The organism is Candidatus Pelagibacter sp., from assembly GCF_052046145.1.
Classification (GTDB): Bacteria; Pseudomonadota; Alphaproteobacteria; order Pelagibacterales; family Pelagibacteraceae; genus Pelagibacter.
The window spans coordinates 980,430-999,918 of the sequence record NZ_JBNGZR010000001.1 but is presented as its reverse complement, the minus strand read 5'-3'; the positions used below and the strand labels follow the sequence as shown (position 1 = coordinate 999,918).

The 19,489-nt window shown below is 30.1% G+C and carries 19 protein-coding genes; 6 read left to right on the top strand and 13 right to left on the bottom strand.

Annotated elements, in window-relative coordinates; genetic code table 11:
- Positions 1–18 precede the first annotated feature (18 nt).
- Positions 19–270, top strand: a complete 252-nt coding sequence (locus tag ACTT88_RS05380) for a hypothetical protein (RefSeq protein WP_440908285.1) — start codon at positions 19–21, stop codon at positions 268–270.
- Here ACTT88_RS05380 and ACTT88_RS05375 read toward each other — a convergent pair.
- From ACTT88_RS05375 to ACTT88_RS05365, 3 genes are read right to left on the bottom strand one after another with little or no spacing between them, the layout of a single operon-like run.
- The gene (locus tag ACTT88_RS05375; protein ID WP_440908284.1) at positions 248–1,567 is read right to left on the bottom strand and encodes an ATP-binding protein; all 1,320 of its coding nucleotides are present in this window, start codon (positions 1,565–1,567) and stop codon (positions 248–250) included. The two genes, ACTT88_RS05380 and ACTT88_RS05375, sit on opposite strands and share 23 nt — an antisense overlap.
- Positions 1,548–2,225: a response regulator gene (locus ACTT88_RS05370; protein ID WP_440908283.1), complete on the bottom strand. Its 678-nt coding sequence runs from the start codon at positions 2,223–2,225 to the stop codon at positions 1,548–1,550. Before ACTT88_RS05370 ends, ACTT88_RS05375 begins: the two co-directional genes overlap by 20 nt.
- The gene (locus ACTT88_RS05365) at positions 2,218–2,655 is read right to left on the bottom strand and encodes a MarR family winged helix-turn-helix transcriptional regulator (protein ID WP_440908282.1); all 438 of its coding nucleotides are present in this window, start codon (positions 2,653–2,655) and stop codon (positions 2,218–2,220) included. The genes ACTT88_RS05370 and ACTT88_RS05365 overlap by 8 nt, the downstream gene beginning before the upstream one ends.
- A 73-nt stretch (positions 2,656–2,728) precedes the next feature.
- On the opposite strand from ACTT88_RS05365, the gene ACTT88_RS05360 reads away from it, so the two are divergent.
- Entirely contained in the window at positions 2,729–3,610 is an 882-nt protein-coding gene (locus tag ACTT88_RS05360) for a branched-chain amino acid aminotransferase (protein ID WP_440643620.1), read from the top strand.
- On the opposite strand, the gene pgsA is transcribed toward ACTT88_RS05360, so the two are convergent.
- From pgsA to uvrB, 6 genes are read right to left on the bottom strand one after another with little or no spacing between them, the layout of a single operon-like run.
- Positions 3,607–4,191 (bottom strand): CDP-diacylglycerol--glycerol-3-phosphate 3-phosphatidyltransferase, encoded by a 585-nt coding sequence (pgsA, locus tag ACTT88_RS05355; protein ID WP_075485313.1) that lies wholly within the window; start codon positions 4,189–4,191, stop codon positions 3,607–3,609. The genes ACTT88_RS05360 and pgsA overlap by 4 nt on opposite strands.
- Positions 4,192–4,193: 2 nt before the next feature.
- Positions 4,194–6,029, bottom strand: coding sequence for an excinuclease ABC subunit UvrC (uvrC, locus tag ACTT88_RS05350; protein ID WP_440908281.1), 1,836 nt, complete (start codon positions 6,027–6,029; stop codon positions 4,194–4,196).
- Positions 6,016–6,441, bottom strand: coding sequence for a dihydroneopterin aldolase (locus tag ACTT88_RS05345; RefSeq protein WP_440908280.1), 426 nt, complete (start codon positions 6,439–6,441; stop codon positions 6,016–6,018). Before ACTT88_RS05345 ends, uvrC begins: the two co-directional genes overlap by 14 nt.
- A complete protein-coding gene (locus ACTT88_RS05340) occupies positions 6,441–6,587 on the bottom strand; it encodes a hypothetical protein (protein ID WP_440908279.1) in 147 nt (48 codons plus the stop codon). The genes ACTT88_RS05345 and ACTT88_RS05340 overlap by 1 nt, the downstream gene beginning before the upstream one ends.
- Positions 6,584–7,339, bottom strand: coding sequence for an SDR family oxidoreductase (locus ACTT88_RS05335; RefSeq protein ID WP_440908278.1), 756 nt, complete (start codon positions 7,337–7,339; stop codon positions 6,584–6,586). The genes ACTT88_RS05340 and ACTT88_RS05335 overlap by 4 nt, the downstream gene beginning before the upstream one ends.
- Positions 7,321–9,495 (bottom strand): excinuclease ABC subunit UvrB, encoded by a 2,175-nt coding sequence (uvrB, locus tag ACTT88_RS05330; RefSeq protein ID WP_440908277.1) that lies wholly within the window; start codon positions 9,493–9,495, stop codon positions 7,321–7,323. The genes ACTT88_RS05335 and uvrB overlap by 19 nt, the downstream gene beginning before the upstream one ends.
- Before the next feature lie 36 nt (positions 9,496–9,531).
- On the opposite strand from uvrB, the gene ACTT88_RS05325 reads away from it, so the two are divergent.
- A complete protein-coding gene (locus ACTT88_RS05325; RefSeq protein ID WP_440908276.1) occupies positions 9,532–10,731 on the top strand; it encodes a pyridoxal phosphate-dependent aminotransferase in 1,200 nt (399 codons plus the stop codon).
- Positions 10,731–11,378: an NAD(P)H-binding protein gene (locus ACTT88_RS05320; RefSeq protein ID WP_440908275.1), complete on the top strand. Its 648-nt coding sequence runs from the start codon at positions 10,731–10,733 to the stop codon at positions 11,376–11,378. The genes ACTT88_RS05325 and ACTT88_RS05320 overlap by 1 nt, the downstream gene beginning before the upstream one ends.
- On the opposite strand, the gene ACTT88_RS05315 is transcribed toward ACTT88_RS05320, so the two are convergent.
- Positions 11,379–12,401 (bottom strand): NAD-dependent epimerase/dehydratase family protein, encoded by a 1,023-nt coding sequence (locus ACTT88_RS05315; RefSeq protein WP_440908274.1) that lies wholly within the window; start codon positions 12,399–12,401, stop codon positions 11,379–11,381.
- Positions 12,402–13,349 carry a thioredoxin-disulfide reductase gene (gene trxB, locus ACTT88_RS05310; RefSeq protein ID WP_440908273.1) on the bottom strand — a complete coding sequence of 316 codons (948 nt, stop codon included), beginning with the start codon at positions 13,347–13,349 and terminating at the stop codon, positions 12,402–12,404.
- A gap of 21 nt (positions 13,350–13,370) precedes the next feature.
- Between trxB and ACTT88_RS05305 the strand changes: the two genes are divergently transcribed.
- Entirely contained in the window at positions 13,371–14,315 is a 945-nt protein-coding gene (locus ACTT88_RS05305; protein ID WP_440908272.1) for a mitochondrial fission ELM1 family protein, read from the top strand.
- On the top strand, positions 14,315–14,980 hold the full coding sequence (locus ACTT88_RS05300) for a hypothetical protein (protein ID WP_440908271.1): 666 nt from the start codon (positions 14,315–14,317) through the stop codon (positions 14,978–14,980). The genes ACTT88_RS05305 and ACTT88_RS05300 overlap by 1 nt, the downstream gene beginning before the upstream one ends.
- Here ACTT88_RS05300 and carB read toward each other — a convergent pair.
- Together carB and carA are read right to left on the bottom strand one after the other, a co-directional pair.
- Positions 14,977–18,201: a carbamoyl-phosphate synthase large subunit gene (carB, locus tag ACTT88_RS05295; protein WP_440908270.1), complete on the bottom strand. Its 3,225-nt coding sequence runs from the start codon at positions 18,199–18,201 to the stop codon at positions 14,977–14,979. The two genes, ACTT88_RS05300 and carB, sit on opposite strands and share 4 nt — an antisense overlap.
- On the bottom strand, positions 18,179–19,375 hold the full coding sequence (gene carA / locus ACTT88_RS05290) for a glutamine-hydrolyzing carbamoyl-phosphate synthase small subunit (RefSeq protein ID WP_440908269.1): 1,197 nt from the start codon (positions 19,373–19,375) through the stop codon (positions 18,179–18,181). The genes carB and carA overlap by 23 nt, the downstream gene beginning before the upstream one ends.
- Between the last annotated feature and the right edge of the window lie 114 nt (positions 19,376–19,489).

Below are 19,489 nucleotides of genomic sequence, written 5' to 3'. Positions count from 1 at the left end.
ATAATGTATATCTTAAATATGAAAAATTCTAAATTTATAATTGATAAGTTTGCTAAATTAATAGAGCAAGGATTAGTATCTTCAAAAGACTTAACTACTGAATTATTTAATATCTTAAAATCCAAAAGAGATGAGTTTGTTTTTAAAATGAAACTTACAAGTAAAGATGAGTTTGAAGTACTCTCAAAACGTGTTGAGAATCTCGAAAATAAAATAAATAAACTTGATAAAAAAAAAAATAAAAAAGTTAAACAGGCAAGAAAACCTTAACTCTTAAACCATTCATTTTTGATTTTTCTAACGTTATATTACCTCCATGAGATTTGATAATGTCTGATGAAATTGATAGGCCAAGACCAACACTTGATTTAGAGTCTGCTCGACCCTTATCTATTTTATAGAAAGGTTTAAATACATTTTCATACTCATTTTTCGGTATTCCAGGACCATCATCATCAATAATAATGAATAAGTTTGTATTTTTTTTACTTAAACTAATTCCAACATTATTTGCATATTTCAGTGAATTATCAATTAGATTATTTAGACACCTATTAATTAAATTTTTCCTACCATTAAAGTAAATTCTTGGTGTTAAGTTTTGTGAAATATTTTCATTATTATATTTTTCAATAACATCTGAAATTAATTCAGATAGATTAAACATTTCATCTTTTTCAACATATGATGAGCTAGTAAATTGCAAATATTCATTTAACATTTTCTCCATTTCATTGATGTCTTCAGTCAATTTATTAACAGTTTCTTTATCTTTTATAAAAGCTAATTGTAGTTTCATCCTTGTTAAGGGTGTTCTTAAATCATGACTTATTCCAGATAACATTTCTGTTCTTTGATTTATGTGTCTTTCAATTCTCTTTCTCATTTTATCAAATTCATGTCCTGCTTGTCTTATTTCGAGGGCTCCAGAAGGTTTGAACTCTTCAATATTTTCTCCTTTACCAAACCTCTCAGCCGCACGAGCCAGGTTAGTAATTGGTCTAGTTTGATTTTTTAAAAATATTAGAGAAATGATCACCATTATAATTGCAGGCACAGTGATCCAGAGCGCAAATATTCTTGCTGAAGAACTTGTAACCCTATCTTTAGGCACTAAAAATTTAAAATAACCATCTTCGTATTTAATTCTTAAATCAATTAATTCTTTATAACTTGTTGTATCAAACCAGTATTCATCTAACCCAAATTTAGATTTTAGTTCTCTTCTTAAAGTTCTGTCTATAGGACTAAACCATCTTTCAGTATCTGTATTTTGTAATTTTTCATTATTTTTAAATTCAATATTTAAATCTAAAAATATAGAGAAAAGATCTAACAATTCCTGTTTATTTTCTTGCTCACTTCCATATGCTTCAATAAATGTACTAATTTCGTTTACCAAAGTTCTTGTCATGCCTTTGTTTGTTTTGATCCAAAGGCTATCAAAAAAAACAATTGTAATTACTAGTTGTAAAACTAAAACTGGAATAGCAACAATAAGGAGTGCTCTATAAAATAATCTTTTTGGTAATATTTTTTTAAAGTAATCACTCAATCCAGAGAACATATCCCACACCCCTTATTGTCTGTAAAAATTTTGGATTTTTTGGATCAATTTCAATCTTTTTTCTAAGTCGAGTAATAATAACATCTATTGATCTTTCTTTATCTAGATTAATTAATTGACCAATATCTTCTCTTGAAAATGTTTTACCTGGATTATTAATCATTTTTTCTAAAATTGTTTTTTCGGTTGCATTAATCTTAAATTCTTTCTCACTTTTAAATATTAAAAGTTTATTCAAATCAATTTTCACATTTTCAAATTCTATAACCCTTTTTTGATCTGTTTTGATAGTTTTATTTAATATGTTTTGTATTCTTAGAATTAATTCTTTTGGTTCAAATGGTTTCGGTAAATAATCATCAGCACCAATCTCTAACCCTTCGACCCTTTCATTTGCTTCACCTTTAGCTGTCAGAAGTATAACCGGTGTATCTAATTTTTTTTTATTTTCTCTTAAAAATTCAAGCCCACTTTTACCTGGCATCATGATATCCAAAACTATCAAATCAAACTTAATTATTTTTATTTTCTCTAAAGCATTTTCTGCATTTTCTGCAGTTGTGACTAAGAATTTATTTTCATTTAAATACTTTTTTACAAGAGATCTAATTCCATTATCATCATCAACCACTAGTATATGTGCGATAAATTTATCCATCAATTATCTTACTTATTACATTATCAAAATTTATTACTTCTTCAGAACTTGAATTTAGCAAAGCATTATAAATTCTCTTTTTTTGTAAATTGAAAATTTCATTAAAAATTTTTTTACCTTTATCGTTAAGAAAAACATGCTTTACTCTTGTGTCTTTATCATCTTTTTTAAAAATGATGATTTCAAGTTTAATTAAATCTTTAAGAACACGATTTAAGCTTTGTTTTGTGACTTTTAATCTCTTAAGCAACTCTGAAATTGAGATGCCTTCATACATTGACAGTAAATGAATTACTTTATGGTGTGCTAAACCAATTGAATATCTATCTAATATTTTTTTAGAGTCAGAAAAGGTTTCTCTGTAACTTACAAATAGTTTTTCAATAAGATCTTTAAGCTGGTCATCTTTTAAATATAAAAGTTCTTTCATAATAGGTAAGTTATATTGACATATTAAAGATACAAAGATATTTTTCAGTTATAAATTAAAAAAATTTTCATACATGATACCTTACGACAAGAGATCTGGAAAAATATGGTACAACAACGAATTAGTTGATTGGGCTGACGTTAAACTACATGTTTTAAGCCATGGTATGCATTATGCTAGTTGTGTATTTGAAGGTGAGAGAGTTTATGATGGTTCAATTTTTAAATTGGAAGAGCACACAGCTAGATTTTTTCATTCTGCTAGAAGAATGGGTTTTGAAATTCCATATACAGAAGAAGAAATCAATAATGCATCAAATAAAATTATTGCAACCCAAAAAGTAGAAAATGGTTATGTAAGACCTGTTGCTTGGAGAGGTAGTGAGATGATGGCTATTTCTGCGCAACAAACAAAAATACATGTTGCAATTGCAACATGGGAATGGGGATCGTATTTTGATCCTAAACTTAAAGTAGAAGGAATAAGATTAAATATTTCGAATTGGAGAAGACCAGCACCAAATACTATACCGTGGGATACAAAGGCGTCAGGTCTTTACATGATTTGTACACTTTCAAAACACGAGGCAGAAAAGCAAGGATATACAGATTCTTTAATGCTTGATCATGAGGGAAATATTGCTGAAGCAACTGGAGCAAATATTTTTTTCAAAGATAAAAATGGAGAAATTCACACTCCTATACCAGATTCTTTTTTAGATGGTATTACAAGAAGAACTGTAATTGGAATTGCGAAATCAAAAAATATAAAAGTACATGAAAGAAAAATTAGTCCAACTGAATTACCTAATTTTGTTGGATGTTTTTTAACAGGAACAGCAGCAGAGGTAACACCAGTATCTTGTATTGCTGAAAATCAGTTTAAAGTTTGTGATACTATTATTGATTTAAATGAAAGTTATCAGGCATTAGTTAGAAAGAAAAAAGCAGCCTAGTCTTTACTGTCTTCAGACATAGCGTGATCAATACCTTTTCGCATATAATCATATGCAGTAAAAAGTGTTAAAGCAGCAGATAACCACAAAAGAATTATACCTATTGTTTGTGCGTTATAATCTTGAAAATTAATTATTTTATTTCCAGTATCTCCAGACAATAAAAGAGCTATCGATACCATTTGCAATACTGTTTTAAGCTTTGCAAGATTTGAAACAGGAAGTTTTATTTTTCCTTTTGCTAAAAATTCTCTCAAACCTGAAATTAAAATTTCTCTTGTAAGAATTATAATTGCTGCAATTACTTCATAATTTCTGATCGTTCCATCCATAACAAGAAGTATTAATGCTGTAGCTACAATTATTTTATCAGCTATAGGATCTAATAATTCACCCAGTTTTGACTCTACTCCAAACATTCTGGCCAACATACCATCTAAAAAGTCTGTAAATGATGCAACAATAAATAATATTAAAGCAGTAAGATCACCATAAAATCCTGGAAGATAAAAAGCTAAAACAAAAAATGGAACAATTATTATTCGCCCTATCGTTAATATGTTTGGAATTTTTTTTAACATAATTATTCGTGAAAAAAGTTATATATCTTTTTTGCTACTTTTTCCTCAACACCTTCTACAGATTTTATTTCATCTAAACTAGCAGACTCAACCGATCTTGCAGATCCAAAATGATTTAATAAAGCTCTTTTTCTTATTGCTCCAATTCCTTCTATTTGGTCTAACAGAGATTTGCTGATACCTTTTTTTCTCTTTGCTCTATGAGCACTAATGGCAAATCTATGCGATTCATCTCTTATTCTTTGAAGAAAAAATAGGGTAGGGTCGTTTCTAGTGAATTTATATTCTTTGCCATTGTGAAAAAAAGTTTCATTTCCACTATTTCTAAATTTACCTTTTGCTATTGCAATAATTGGAATGTCGTGAAGTCCTAGTTCATTAAGGCTTTCTCTAGCAACAGAATATTGACCTTTTCCTCCATCTACTACAACCAAATCTGGAAAAGCAAGGTAGTTGTCTTTTTCCTGAACTGCTCTTTTAAACCTTCTATTCAACACTTCTCTCATCATTCCATAGTCATCTTGCTCATTTTTTTTGTGTTTAATATTAAATTTTCTATATCTTTTTTTAATAAATCCCTCATCACCATATGCTATTAAAGCTCCAACACTATTCGTACCTTGAATATGACTATTATCGTAAACTTCAATTAAATTTATATTGTTTTCTAAATTAAATTTTTGAGCTACTGCATCAAACAATTCTTTATTATTCTGACTTTCATAAAGTTTTCTATTAAGACTATCTTTAGCATTTTTTATTGCCTGATTAATAACCTTTAGTTTTGATCCTTTTTTCGCAACTGAAATATTTATCTGTTTACCTTCTTTTTGTGTCAGAGTTTTTTCAATTAGTACTTTTTCTTTTATTTCTTCTGAAAGAATAATTGATGAAGGAACACTTTTATTTTCATAAAATTGAGAGACAAATGAATTTAGGATTTCACTAAATTTTTCATCTGGATCATGTTTTGGAAAAAAAGCTTGATTACCCCAATTTTGTTTTGATCTATAAAAAAATACTTGAATACAAGTTTTTCCAGATTCTTTATACCCAGCAATAACATCTGCCTCAACTAAATTTGCTTCGTTAATTCTCTGTGAGGATTGAATTATGTTTAACGCTTTAATTCTATCTCTTAATATTACAGCTTTTTCAAAATCAAGATCATCACTTGCTTTTTCCATCTGATTAGAAAGATTTTTTTGAATTTTCCTAGATTTACCTGAAACAAATTCAATAGCGTCGTTTACTGTTTGATTATAATCTTCTTTTTTTATGTAACCAACACACGGTCCAGAACATCTTTTTATTTGATACAAAATACATGGTCTTTCTCTATTTTTAAAAACGGTATCATCACAAACTCTTAAATGAAAAATCTTTTGGATCATTTTGATTGTCCAATTAGCAGAACCAGCAGAAGCAAAAGGTCCAAAGTAAAAACCTTCTTTTGTTTTTTTTCCCCTATGTCTTTTTATTTGGGGCCACTTATCTTTGTTGCTTATAAATATAAAAGGAAATGATTTATCATCACGAAGCAGGATATTGAATTTTGGTTTATACTTTTTGATTAAATTCGCTTCTAAAAGCAGTGCTTCACTTTCATTAGATGTTGTTGTTATCTCTAGCTTCCTAGTTTGAGATAACATTCGTTCAGTTCTAATTATATGATTTTTTTCAGCAACGTAACTCTTTAATCTGTTTGGTAGATTTTTAGCCTTACCTACATAAAGAATTTCATTTTTCTCATTAAGCATCCTGTAAACTCCAGGGAGTTTAGGCACTAAAGGCAACTCTTTTTTAATTACGTCTTTTCCTAATTCAGAACTTATCATTGCTTCTCTTTTTGGTAATTTGAATACCAACAGATGAACACTGTTTTAAGATTTCTAATTTTTCAATTTTTAACATTATTTTAGCAATTCTTTTGTCTTTAAATAGTTCATCAAAAACAGCTTCTGCCAAGGTTTCTAAAAAGTTATAATGTTTCTTTTTTACAAGTTTAGTAATTAATTTTACAATTGTTCCATAATTTACAATAGATTTTATATCTTTATCGCTAGAAGGTTTTTTATCCTCATAGTCTATTTCAAGACTAAATTTTACTTTTTGTGATTTTTCTTTTTCAGAGTCGTAATAACCAAGTTTTAAATCTAAAATTAACTCATTAATTAGTATTTTTTTCTCATAATTAAATAAAGTTTTATTTTTATCTATTTTGACAATTTTTAAATTATTTTTTTTCATTATTTAGTTCCAAAAATGGTAAGATTCCAACATGCATTCCCATCCTCAATACGAACATAGCAACCAAAAAATGACATTATTTTAAATGCAAAAAAACCACCAATTAAAATTATTGCTGCTGCAAGAAAAGGATTAATTTTTTTCATTCTTTGCTTCTCATTATATCTGGTGTTTGCCAGTTTAAATTCTGCCCACTATCTATTGCTAAAACTTGTCCTGTAATAGATATATTTTTTATAAAAAAGTCAACAGCATTACATATTTGTTCCACATCAACTTGTCTTTTTAAAGGTGTTGCTAAGTATTGTTTTCTAAAATGTTTTTCAGATTGTCTTTGATTTTTAATAGTTGGACCAGGTGCTATACCGTTTACTCTAATCTTAGGAGCCAAACTCATAGCACTAGTTTTAGTTAAAGTATAAAGTCCAGTTTTACTAATTGTGTAAGAAAAAAAATATGGAGTAAGTTTAAACACTCTTTGATCAATAATGTTAATTATATTGTTATTTATTCCTTTAACATTTTTTGCAAATTCTTTTGATAATAATGCAGGAGTTCTTAAATTTGTTCTTAAATGTTCCCCCCAACTATCTGTTGTAAAGTTTTCTAATTTATCATTTTCAAATAAAGAAGCGTTATTAATTAGACAATCAAAATATTTTAATTTTAATTTGGCATATTTAACAATTTTATTTACATCATTTTCTTTACTCAAATCACCATTAACTAAGTAAACTTTAGTACCATCATTTGATAGTTCTTTTTTTAACTTCTCAGCTTTTAATTTTGACTTATTGAAATGAATGAGAATTTCTTTATTAGGACCAGATAATTTTTTTGCAATTGCAGCTCCAATTCTGGTTGCTCCACCTGTAATAATTATTTTCCGTGCTTCCATTTCTTATCTCTTTTTTTTGTAACTTTAGTTCCTGGCATACCCATAGTTGATCTGCCTTTTGGATAAAGCTTATTCTTTACATCATACTTTCTTATTTTTGGATTTAATGTAATTTCTAATTCGGTGCTTTCTAACTTTCTTATTTCATCTCGTATTTTAGCTGCTTCCTCAAATTCTAAATTTGATGCTGCTTCTTTCATTTTTTTATCCAAACCTTTAAGATGTTTTTTAAGATTGCCACCAATATTTGAACCTTCACTTATTTTGACATAGTCCTTTTCATAAACACTCTCTAAAATATCGCTAATTTCTTTTTTTACCGACTTTGCATCTATTTTGTGTTTCTTGTTGTAAGCTAATTGAATTTTTCTTCTTCTTTCAGTTTCTGCAATTGCTTTTTTTATACTTTTTGTCTCTTTGTCGGCATACAAAATGACTTTACCGTCAACGTTTCGTGCTGCTCTTCCTATTGTTTGAATTAAAGATGTTTCAGATCTTAGAAAACCTTCTTTATCAGCATCTAAAATCCCAACTAACGCGCATTCAGGAATATCTAATCCCTCCCTTAATAAGTTAATTCCAACCAAAACATCAAATACACCCATTCTTAAATCTCTCATTATTTCAATTCTTTCTAATGTATCAATATCTGAGTGCAGGTATCTTACTTTTATACCGTTCTCATGAAGATATTCTGTTAAATCTTCAGCCATTTTTTTAGTTAGTGTTGTTACTAATACTCTATGATTATTTTCAATTACTCTCTTACATTCATGCATTAAATCATCAACTTGATTTTTTGCAGGTCTTATTTCTACAGGAGGATCAATTAATCCTGTTGGTCTAATTACCTGATCTATAAAATTACCTTTTGTTTGTTCCAACTCCCATGGTCCAGGAGTTGCTGAAACAAATACTGTTTGGGTTCTCATTAAATCCCATTCTTCAAATTTTAAAGGTCTATTGTCCATACACGAAGGAAGTCTAAATCCATATTCCGCTAAAGTACTTTTTCTAGATCTATCTCCTTTATACATTCCATTCAGTTGAGGCACTGTGACGTGACACTCATCTACAAATATCAAAGTATTATCAGGAAAGTATTCAAAAAGAGTAGGAGGGGGTTCTCCTGGCTTTCTTCCTGACAAAAATCTTGAATAGTTTTCGATACCAGCACAAGACCCAGTTGCTTCAATCATTTCAAGATCAAATTTAGTTCTCTCTTCTAATCTTTGTGCTTCCAGTAATTTATTTTCAGAACGGTGTTTTTTTAAAGTTATTTCTAATTCTTTTTTTATATTTATTACTGCTTGCTCTATTGTAGGTTTTGGGGTGATGTAGTGACTATTAGCATAAACTTTTACTAAACTTAATTCTCTTACTTTATCACCAGTTAGGGGGTCAAACTCTTCTATCTGTTCGAGCTTATCACCAAACAAACACAACCTCCAAGCTCTGTCCTCTAGATGTGATGGAAAAATTTCCAAGTATTCTCCTCTTGCTCTAAATGTTCCTCTATAAAAATTTTGATCATTACGTTTGTATTGAAGAGCAACTAAAGACTTAATTATTTCTTCTCTGTTATAATCATAATTTTTTTGGAGTGTTAAAGTCATTTTGCTATATGCTTCAACAGACCCGAGACCATAAATACAAGAAACGCTTGCAACAATTAATACATCATCTCTTTCTAAAAGAGATCTGGTTGCTGAATGTCTCATTCGATCAATTTGCTCATTAATAGAGGCCTCTTTCTCAATATATGTGTCTGATCTTGGGACGTAAGCTTCAGGAGTATAATAGTCATAGTATGAAACGAAATATTCAACAGCATTGTCAGGAAAAAAGGTTTTCATTTCCCCATAAAGTTGAGCAGCAAGAGTTTTGTTTGGAGCTAAAATCAAGGCAGGTCTATTAGTAGCTTCAATAACTTTAGCCATGGTAAAAGTTTTTCCAGATCCTGTTACACCAAGTAAAACTTGGTTAAATTGATCTTTGTTTGCACCATTTACCAATTTTTTTATTGCCTCAGGCTGATCACCAGCAGGTTTAAAATCAGATTTAATTTTGAATTTTTTTCCACCTTCCAGTTTTCCACCTATTTTAGGATTTTTACTCTGAATATCTGTAATTAAATCTTGATAAGTATTTTCCATATATTAAACAACGTAGTAGAATTTATTTATATTTCAATGAGCATAATATCAGACAGTTTAAAGAAGATTAAACCATCACCTACTATTGCTGTTACTCAAAAAGCAAGAGAATTAAAAGCTGCTGGAAAAGATGTTATTGGACTTGGTGCAGGAGAACCTGATTTTGATACTCCAGATAATATTAAGCAGGCAGCTATAAAAGCTATTAATGATGGTGATACTAAATACACTGCAGTAGATGGAACCCCAGCATTGAAAAAAGCAATTGTAGAAAAATTTAAAAAAGAAAATAATTTAGATTATACAACTGATCAAATTACAGTTGGTGCTGGTGGAAAGCATGTTATCTATAACGCTATGATGGCAACACTAAACGATGGAGACGAGGTAATAATTCCAGCTCCTTATTGGGTGTCATATCCAGATATAGTTTTATTGGCCGGTGGAAAACCGGTTGTAATGGAATGTGATGAAAAACAAGGCTTTAAAATAAATCCATCGGATTTAGAAAAATTTATCACTCAAAAAACAAAATGGATAATATTAAATTCTCCATCTAATCCAACTGGAGCTTGTTATTCTGAAAATGATATCAAAGCAATTGCTGCTGTTCTAGAAAAACACAAGCATATTTATATTTTAAGTGATGATATATATGAACACGTGACCTACGAAGGGTTTAAATTTTTTACTATTGCTCAAATAGAAAGTTTAAAAGACAGGGTTCTTACAATGAATGGTGTAAGTAAAGCGTACTCAATGACAGGTTGGAGGATAGGGTATGCAGCTGGTCCAAAAGATATTGTTAAAGCTATTGCTAAAATTCAATCACAATCAACAACTAATCCTTCATCAATTAGTCAAGCAGCATCAGTTGAGGCACTAAGCGGGACACAAGATTTTATAAAAAAAAGAGCTGACTCTTTTCAAGAAAGAAGAGATTTTGTAGTAAAAGCATTAAATGATATTGATGGCATCAACTGTTTAAATCCTGACGGAGCATTTTATGTTTTTCCCAGCTGTAAAGAATTAATGGGAAAAAAAGATTCTAGTGGAAAAGAAATTAAATCAGACACTGATTTTGTTCAATCTCTTTTAGAAAATAGTGGTATTGCTGTTGTTCAGGGTTCTGCATTTGGTTTAGAAGGATTTTTTAGAATTTCATATGCGACTTCAATGGAAAATCTAAAAAAAGCTTTAGAAAAAATTTCCTCTTTTTGTAAAAGTTTAACTTAATGAAAACAGCTATAGTATTTGGTTCCACTGGATTAATTGGTGGCCATTTAGTTAATCAATTAATTCAAGATAATTATTACACTAAAGTTAAGGTTTTCGTTCGTTCACAAACTTCAATTAATAATGAAAAAGTTGAGGTTATAAATATTGATTTTAATAATTTAGGAAATCATAAAACTGAAATTACAGGGGATGATTGTTTTTTTTGTATTGGTACTACAAAACAAAATTCCCCTAATAGAAATGAGTACCAAAAAGTAGAGCTACATATCCCAAAAGAAATTGGAAAAATCGCAAAAGCTAATTCAGTCAAGTCATTTATTTTTATCTCTTCAATATATGCTAATCCAAATAGTTCAGGGAATTATGTGAAATTTAAAGGTTTAGTTGAAGAAGAATTAAAAAGATTAAACTTCCTTAAATTAGGAATATTAAGACCCTCTTTTTTAATGGGGAAAAGAAAAGAAAACAGAGTGGGCGAAAAAATAGGTATTTTGACTTTTAGCGTATTGTCGCCTTTATTATTTGGACCGTTTAAAAAAATGAGACCTATCAGTTCAGAAATAGTTGCAAAAGCTATGATCAAAATTGCCAAACAAAATTTACAAAAAATTACGTTTGAATCTGATGAAATTTTAAAATTATAATTAAACCAAACCTAATCTCACAACAGATTTTGCATTCTCCGCCATACAATCTTTTGCAGCTTTAAATTTAAACCCTAATAATTCTTCAGCATAAGAAGGGTCAGTTTGCATTAAAATTCCAAGATCAGGTATCATCATTTTGGCACTTGAGTCTAAATAACTTATCAACTTAACCATGAAATTTGGAAGCTCTTTTTTTGGAAGCTTTTTTGCATAAGCAGGCATTGCTTCAGCCATCAATTGGGATAATTCGACTAATTTTTTTACTTCTTTTCCAACAATTAATCTTCTGCCTCCAACTTTATCATTTCCAATACAAGCAACATGAGCTTTTGCAATATCTTTTACATCAGAAATTAGAACGGCAAATTTAGGTGCTCCAGGGAATTTACCAGCCATGAATTGTCTAACATACTCAATTGAAGTACCTCCTTTTTTATCTAGAGCATCACCGAAGACTCCACCAGGACAAATTGTTGTTAATTTATTTTTTAATCCTTTGCTTTCCATCAATTCCCACGCAACTCTCTCAGCTTTCGTCTTTGATAAAAAATAATCATTTACCCCTTCTACCCAATTTTCATCAGTCCAATCTTGTTCTCCAAATGTATAAGGATTAGTTCTGTTAGGTTTTCTAAACATAGCAACAATAGAAGAAGTTTTAACAATTTGATCTACTCCAGCATTTATCCCAGCATTTAATACCCTTAAAGTACCATCTACTGCAGGAGGTAATAAGCTTTCTCTATTATTTGAAACTTTTATTGGAAAAGGAGATGCAATATGAAATATATATTTACATCCTTTAGCTGCATCATTCCATCCATCATCTTTAACAAGATCTAATTTAATAAAAGATAATTTATCTATAGGAGCATATTTACTAATAGTGTCTTTGGTTTGTTCTATTAAAGTTTCATTTCTTACTGTCCCAAGGACCTCGAAACCAGAATTTAATAATTCTATAGCTGTATGTTTTGCTATCCAACCGCTTATTCCAGTTAGCAATACTTTTTCTGACATTTAATTGTGAGATAGATGTTTTTCTGCTTCAAGAGCTGCCATGCATCCCATCCCTGCAGCTGTAACTGCTTGTCTAAAAATTTTGTCTTTTACATCTCCAGCTGCGAAAACTCCAGGTACATTAGTTTCAGTAGAGTCTGCTTTTGTGATTAAGTATCCTTCTTTATCCATTTCCAATTGATCTTTGAACAACTGGGTTGCTGGATCATGACCAATAGCAATAAATACACCATCAAGTTTTAACTCTTGTGTTTCATTTGTTTTAACATTTTTTATTTTAATTCCCTTAACATTTTTAGGATTTTTGTCACCCAATACATCTTCAACTACAGAGTCCCAAATAATTTCAATTTTTTTATTTTCCATTAATTTTTTTTGAAGCATTTTTTCAGCCCTTAAACTATCTCTTCTATGAATTAATTTTACTTTGGATGCAAACTTTGTAAGAAACATTGCTTCTTCAACAGCTGCATTGCCACCTCCAACTACTGCAACTTCTTTATTTTTAAAAAAGAAACCGTCACATGTTGCGCAAGCAGAGACGCCAAATCCTCTAAACTCTTGTTCTGAGTCTAAATTTAACCATCTTGCCTGAGCACCTGTAGAAATTATTATACTGTCAGCAGAATATTTTTGACCACTATCTCCAGTTGCCTCAAATGGCGAAGTTTTTAAATTAACATTACTAATGTGATCCTCTATCATTTCTGTACCAACAGCTTTAGCTTGTTCTTTCATTTGATCCATTAACCAAGGACCCTGTATAACCTCTGCAAATCCCGGAAAGTTTTCAACATCAGTTGTGGTTGTTAATTGACCACCTGGCTCAGATCCATGAACTAGAATTGGATTTAACATAGCTCGAGCCGCATAAACTGCTGCTGTGTATCCGGCAGGACCAGATCCAATTATTAACACTTTTGTGTGTTTAGTTGGATTTTGACTCATATGAAAGCTATATAGTGATTAATGACTAAATTAAAAGGTATTTTATTAACTCAAGGTATGCATGGAATGATAAGCCAAGTAGAGGGACTGGCTAAAGCTCTAGATATTGAATTCACACACCACAAGGTTGAACTAAATAATTTTTGGAATTTATTGCCACCAAAATTTACTCCTGTTTCACAAAATGTTTATAAAAAAATAGACCATTTGGATTTTGATATAATTATATCTTGTGGAAGAAAGAGTGTAATTCCGTCAATTCATTTAAAAAGTATTTCAAATAAAAAGGTGTTTAACATACATATTCAAGATCCAAAAGTAGATTTAAACCACTTTGATTTTGTAATAGCTCCTGAACACGATGGAATAAAAGGTTCAAATGTAATTTCCACTAAAGGGGCCATACATTATATTACAAAAAACGAAATCGAGGACAACACGGATTATTTAAAATCATTTATAAAAAAAGATGATAGAAAAATTTGGTCTTTAATTTTGGGTGGGCCTACCAAGTATTATGATTATTCAACAAAAAATATGAAACATATTTTTTCAATTTTCTATAAATTGTTAAAGAAACATAAATTTCAACTTGTTGTAATTCCATCAATGAGAACACCATTGAATACGATCCACTATGCTAAAGAATTTTTTGGAGAAAATCACACTATTATAATGGATGTTGATAAAAAAGCTTATTTATCAGCACTTGGTTTATCTGAAAATATTGTGGTTACCTGCGACTCTAGCTCAATGATATCTGAAGCAGCTTTGACCGGCAAACCCATTTATGTAGCAAATATTCTACCGAAAAAAAATGATAAGAGATTCCAAAACTTTAGAAATCTATTTAGAGAGTTAAATATTACAAGAAATTTAGGAGAAGAGATAGAAAATTGGAACTATGAAAAACTTGATGAAACTAATAGAGTTGCAAAAATATTAAAAAGTAAAATTCAAAGCTAATGTCATTTTTAAATTCAATTAAAAATAATTCAAAACAATACAATTTCCCTTTTGATCATTGGGAATATAGCAATGCTTTATCAGAGGAAGCAATTGATGAAATAGTGAAAGCAGATATTCCTGATGTAAGTAAACACAATCTTAATTATGATGGAACAAGAGCAATAGATGGTGGAGCTGCAGAATTTAGAGAAGGAATAGCATCAGGTGGACAAGCAATAAAATTTAGATGTTTTATAAACAAAGAAAATTCCACTAAATTTCCAAATTTAGTAAAATTTATAAACGAGCTCCAATCTAAAGAAACATATGAAACAATATCAAAAATGATAGATAAGGATTTATCAAATTCTTATGTAAGAGTTGAAGTTATATGTGATCGAGAAGGTTTTTGGCTCAAACCTCATTGCGATATAAAAGAAAAACTTATGTCAGGATTGATATTTGTTAATAAAACAAACGAGTCTGAGGACTTAGGAACAGATTTTTATAATGAAAAATTAGAGAAGGTTAAGACACTTCCTTATAAACATAACTATGGTTATCTGTTTACCAGTGGACCAAATACTTGGCATGGAATGGAAAAGAAAAAAATAATTAAAGAAAGACGATGTATTCAAGTAAATTATGTTACTTTTGAAACCGATTGGAAGGTAAATTCTTAAATATCTTGGAGTGAAGTTACTTCTAATTTCTTAGTTTTTAAAGATCTGATCGCTTCTAAACAGGCTTGAGCAGTAGACATATTAGTACAGTATGGGACTTTATTCTTTAATGTTGCTCTTCTTAAAGCTATAGCATCACTTAGTCGGTGTTCACTATTTCCACCCCCAGTGTTTATTACAAGTGCAATTTTTTTTGAGTCTAAAACATCAACTATATGAGGAGTTCCACTACTAACTTTATTTATAATTTTACATTTCATTCCATGTTTTCGAATATATTCAGCAGTTCCTTTAGTTGCACATAATGTAAATTTAAGTTTTAAAAGATCTTTTGCTAAATCCAATCCTTCGTCTTTATGTGAGTCTTTTAGAGATATAAAAGCCAATCCTTCTTTTGGTAATGAGTTGGCTGCTGCTATTTGACTTTTGGCAAAAGCCATTCCAAAATTTTTATCAAATCCCATTACTTCTCCAGTTGATTTCATCTCTGGTCCCAACAATAAGTCACTATTTGGAAATTTATTAAATGGGAATACTGCCTCTTTAACTGCATACATACCTTTGGATTTATCCTTTAAATTAAACTTAGATAATTTTTCACCAGCCATTACTCTTGATGCAATTTTAGCTAGAGGCAAACCTTTTGCTTTTGATACAAAAGGAACTGTTCGACTGGCTCTTGGATTAACTTCAATCACATAAATTTCATCTTTTTTAATTGCAAATTGTATGTTCATGAAACCTTTAACATTTAATGCTATTGCTAATTTCTTTGTTTGATTTTCAATTTCTTTAAGAAGGTATGGTTTTATAGATACAGGGGGAAGGCTACACGCTGAATCTCCTGAATGAATTCCAGCTTCCTCGATATGCTGCATAATACCAGCAACATGAACTTGTTTTCCATCTGATATGGCATCCACATCTACTTCCATTGCATGATCGATAAATTTATCAATTAAAATTGGGTTTTCTTCTGCTGCCTTGAATGCCTCTTCAACAAATTTCTTAAGCTGATTTTTTTCATGAACAATTTCCATTGCTCTTCCACCTAAAACATACGAAGGTCTTACCATTAATGGCAATCCTATTTTATCTGCAACTTGTATTGCCTGATTAAATGTCTTTGCAATTCCACTCTCTGCTTGCTTTAGTTTTAATTTATTTAATAAACTTCTAAATCGGTCTCTATCCTCTGCTAAATCTATAGAAGTATATTGCGTTCCTAAAATTGGAAGCTTGTTGTCATGTAAAAATTTAGCAAGTTTAATTGGAGTTTGGCCACCAAATTGAGCTATTACACCTATAAGATTTCCTTTTTCTTGTTCTTTTTTAATTATGTTAAAAACGTATTCTTCTTTTAAAGGCTCAAAGTATAATCTATCACTTGTATCATAGTCTGTTGAAACTGTTTCAGGATTACAATTAACCATTATAGTCTCAAAACCTGCGTCTTTTAATGAAAAACTTGCCTGGCAACAGCAATAATCAAACTCAATTCCTTGACCAATTCTATTTGGTCCTCCTCCAAGAATAATTATTTTTTTCTTATTGGATGGATCAGCTTCACATTCTGAGTTAATTGAAAAATTTCTTTGGTAAGTTGAGTACATATAAGGAGTGAAAGATTTGAATTCAGCAGCACAAGTATCTACTTTTTTATAAACTGGAAGTATTTTAAGCGCCGATCTTTTTCTTCTGATAATTTCTTCAGACGTTTTAGTTAATTCCGAAAGTTTTTTATCTGAAAATCCTATTGATTTTATTCTGTTAAATTCTACAAAATCCCTAGGGAGCCCTTTAGTTTTTAACTGTGTTTCACAATTAACTATTTCCTTAATTTGTTCTAAAAACCAAGGATCAATTTTAGATAAATTATATATTCTATTTAAGTCTATTTTTTTTCTAATTGCTTCAGCAACTAGCAATATCTTATTTGGAATAGTTTCTTTAAGTTTCCTTTCAATTTGTTTTTTATTTAAATCAAAAATTCTGTCTAAACCTGAAAAACCGGTTTCAAGAGACACTAACGCCTTTTGCAGGGACTCCTTAAAATTTCTTCCAATTGCCATTGCTTCACCTACCGATTTCATCGATGTCCCTAAAGTTGCAGGAGAAGTAGAAAATTTTTCAAATGTAAATCTTGGAATTTTAGTCACTACATAATCTATACTTGGTTCAAATGATGCAGGAGTAACTTTAGTTATTTCATTTTTTAATTCATCCAGAGTATAACCAACCGCTAATTTTGCAGCTACTTTCGCAATTGGAAATCCAGTTGCTTTTGATGCAAGTGCTGATGATCTTGATACACGTGGATTCATTTCAATGACAACCATTCGACCATTTTTAGGATTGATAGCAAACTGAACATTTGATCCACCAGTTTCAACTCCAATTTTTCTCAAACATGCAATAGATGCATTTCTCATAACTTGGTATTCTTTATCTGTAAGTGTAAGAGCGGGCGCAATTGTGACCGAGTCACCCGTATGAATTCCCATTGGATCTATATTTTCAATTGAGCAAATGATGATACAGTTATCTTTCTTATCTCTTACAACCTCCATCTCAAATTCTTTCCAGCCTTCTAAACATTCCTCTACAAGAACTTGGCTTACGGGAGATTCGTGCAATCCATTTTTAACAATCTTAAAATAATCTTTTTTAGTTTTAGCTATTCCTCCACCAAGCCCACCTAGTGTAAAGGCAGGCCTTATAATCGCTGGTAATCCAATTTTTTTTAATACTTTTGAAGCTTGATTATTATTATTTACGATTTCTGATTTTGGTAAATCTAAACCAATATCTATCATATTTTTTCTAAATTTCTTTCTGTCCTCGGCATTAGATATTGCTTTAGAATTTGCTCCTATCAACTCAATTTTGTATTTTTTTAGAATTCCTTTTTTCTCTGCTTCCATTGCAAGGTTAAGCGCAGTTTGCCCTCCCATTGTTGGAAGAATTGCATCGGGTTTTTCTTTCTTTAGAATTTTTTCTAATACATTTAGTGTAATTGGTTCAATATAAGTTTTATCCGCAACATCTGGATCAGTCATAATTGTTGCAGGATTTGAGTTTATCAAAACTACTTTATAACCCTCATCTTTAAGAGCCTTACATGCTTGTGTCCCTGAATAATCAAATTCACATGCTTGACCTATAATTATTGGACCAGCTCCCACAACTAATATTTTTTTAAGATCTTTTCTTTTTGGCATTTTTTTTCATGTTGTTAATAAATTCTTGAAACAAATAAACACTATCTTGAGGTCCTGGATTAGACTCTGGATGATATTGAACTGAAAAGACTGGTTTATTTTTTAATTTGATACCTTCAATACTATTATCAAATAATGATTTGTGTGTGACCTCGATATTTTTTGGTAATGTTTCTTTAACTACCTCAAATCCATGGTTTTGACTCGTTATCTCAACATTATCATGAATCAAATTTTTAACGGGGTGATTTGCTCCTCTATGACCAAGCTTCATTTTTTTTGTCTTGCCCCCTAATGCTAACGCTAAAATTTGATGACCCAAACAAATACCAAATATTGGTAAATTTTTTTTAATTAGATCTTTAATAATTTCTATAGCATATTTCCCTGTTGCAGCTGGATCACCAGGACCATTTGATAAAAATATTCCATTTGGTTTTAAAGCTAAAATTTTGTGGGCACTAGTTTTACAGGAGACAACTGTAACTTTACAGTTTAAGTCTGAGAAATATCTTAAAATGTTTTTTTTAATTCCATAATCAATTGCAACAACATGAAATGAATTCTTATTATTTTTTTTATATCCAATTTCTTTTTTCCAGGTTTGAAAACCTTTCCAAATATAATTTTTCTGTGTTGAAACTACTTCTGCAAGATCAAGATTTTTTAATCCACTCCATTTTATTGTAGAGTTAGTCAATTTATTAATATTAAATTTTCCTTTTTTTGAATAACTAATAGTACCTTTGGGGGCACCTTTGTCTCTTATAAAGTTTGTTAGGCTTCTGGTATCTAAGCCAGTAATTCCAATTATTTTATTTTTCTTTAGCCAAGTATCTAAATGTAGGAATGATCTGTAATTCGAGGGTGAAGTTATTTCAGAATTGATTATCACTCCTCTTGCCCATATTTTATCAGATTCATGATCTTCTTTATTGGTTCCAACATTTCCAATATGTGGAAAGGTAAAGTTAATAATTTGACCTGCATATGACGGATCAGAGATGATTTCTTGATAGCCTGTCAAGGATGTATTAAAGCAAACTTCGCCTGTGGCTTTTCCTTGGTATCCTATTCCAATTCCTTTGAATACCTTTTTATTTTCTAGAACTAAAACGCCTGTATTGATTTGAGATTTTATTTTTGAGTTAGTTTTTTTTGATTTTTTGTTCAATTACAACTCATGAGTTAAAGGTTAATACAATAATTGCTTTATTATCGCAACAGAGATGTAATATAAAATTGTAAAAAAACAATTTTTCTTTTGAAGAATTTTTTCTTTAAAGTA

Excerpts from the sequence above, each read along its gene's own strand:
- ACTT88_RS05380 (WP_440908285.1), top strand. The coding sequence starts at position 19 with ATGAAAAATTCTAAATTTATAATTGATAAGTTTGCTAAATTAATAGAG.
- ACTT88_RS05375 (WP_440908284.1), bottom strand. The coding sequence starts at position 1,567 with ATGTTCTCTGGATTGAGTGATTACTTTAAAAAAATATTACCAAAAAGA.
- ACTT88_RS05370 (WP_440908283.1), bottom strand. The coding sequence starts at position 2,225 with ATGGATAAATTTATCGCACATATACTAGTGGTTGATGATGATAATGGA.
- ACTT88_RS05365 (WP_440908282.1), bottom strand. The coding sequence starts at position 2,655 with ATGAAAGAACTTTTATATTTAAAAGATGACCAGCTTAAAGATCTTATT.
- ACTT88_RS05360 (WP_440643620.1), top strand. The coding sequence starts at position 2,729 with ATGATACCTTACGACAAGAGATCTGGAAAAATATGGTACAACAACGAA.
- pgsA (WP_075485313.1), bottom strand. The coding sequence starts at position 4,191 with ATGTTAAAAAAAATTCCAAACATATTAACGATAGGGCGAATAATAATT.
- uvrC (WP_440908281.1), bottom strand. The coding sequence starts at position 6,029 with ATGATAAGTTCTGAATTAGGAAAAGACGTAATTAAAAAAGAGTTGCCT.
- ACTT88_RS05345 (WP_440908280.1), bottom strand. The coding sequence starts at position 6,441 with ATGAAAAAAAATAATTTAAAAATTGTCAAAATAGATAAAAATAAAACT.
- ACTT88_RS05340 (WP_440908279.1), bottom strand. The coding sequence starts at position 6,587 with ATGAAAAAAATTAATCCTTTTCTTGCAGCAGCAATAATTTTAATTGGT.
- ACTT88_RS05335 (WP_440908278.1), bottom strand. The coding sequence starts at position 7,339 with ATGGAAGCACGGAAAATAATTATTACAGGTGGAGCAACCAGAATTGGA.
- uvrB (WP_440908277.1), bottom strand. The coding sequence starts at position 9,495 with ATGGAAAATACTTATCAAGATTTAATTACAGATATTCAGAGTAAAAAT.
- ACTT88_RS05325 (WP_440908276.1), top strand. The coding sequence starts at position 9,532 with ATGAGCATAATATCAGACAGTTTAAAGAAGATTAAACCATCACCTACT.
- ACTT88_RS05320 (WP_440908275.1), top strand. The coding sequence starts at position 10,731 with ATGAAAACAGCTATAGTATTTGGTTCCACTGGATTAATTGGTGGCCAT.
- ACTT88_RS05315 (WP_440908274.1), bottom strand. The coding sequence starts at position 12,401 with ATGTCAGAAAAAGTATTGCTAACTGGAATAAGCGGTTGGATAGCAAAA.
- trxB (WP_440908273.1), bottom strand. The coding sequence starts at position 13,349 with ATGAGTCAAAATCCAACTAAACACACAAAAGTGTTAATAATTGGATCT.
- ACTT88_RS05305 (WP_440908272.1), top strand. The coding sequence starts at position 13,371 with ATGACTAAATTAAAAGGTATTTTATTAACTCAAGGTATGCATGGAATG.
- ACTT88_RS05300 (WP_440908271.1), top strand. The coding sequence starts at position 14,315 with ATGTCATTTTTAAATTCAATTAAAAATAATTCAAAACAATACAATTTC.
- carB (WP_440908270.1), bottom strand. The coding sequence starts at position 18,201 with ATGCCAAAAAGAAAAGATCTTAAAAAAATATTAGTTGTGGGAGCTGGT.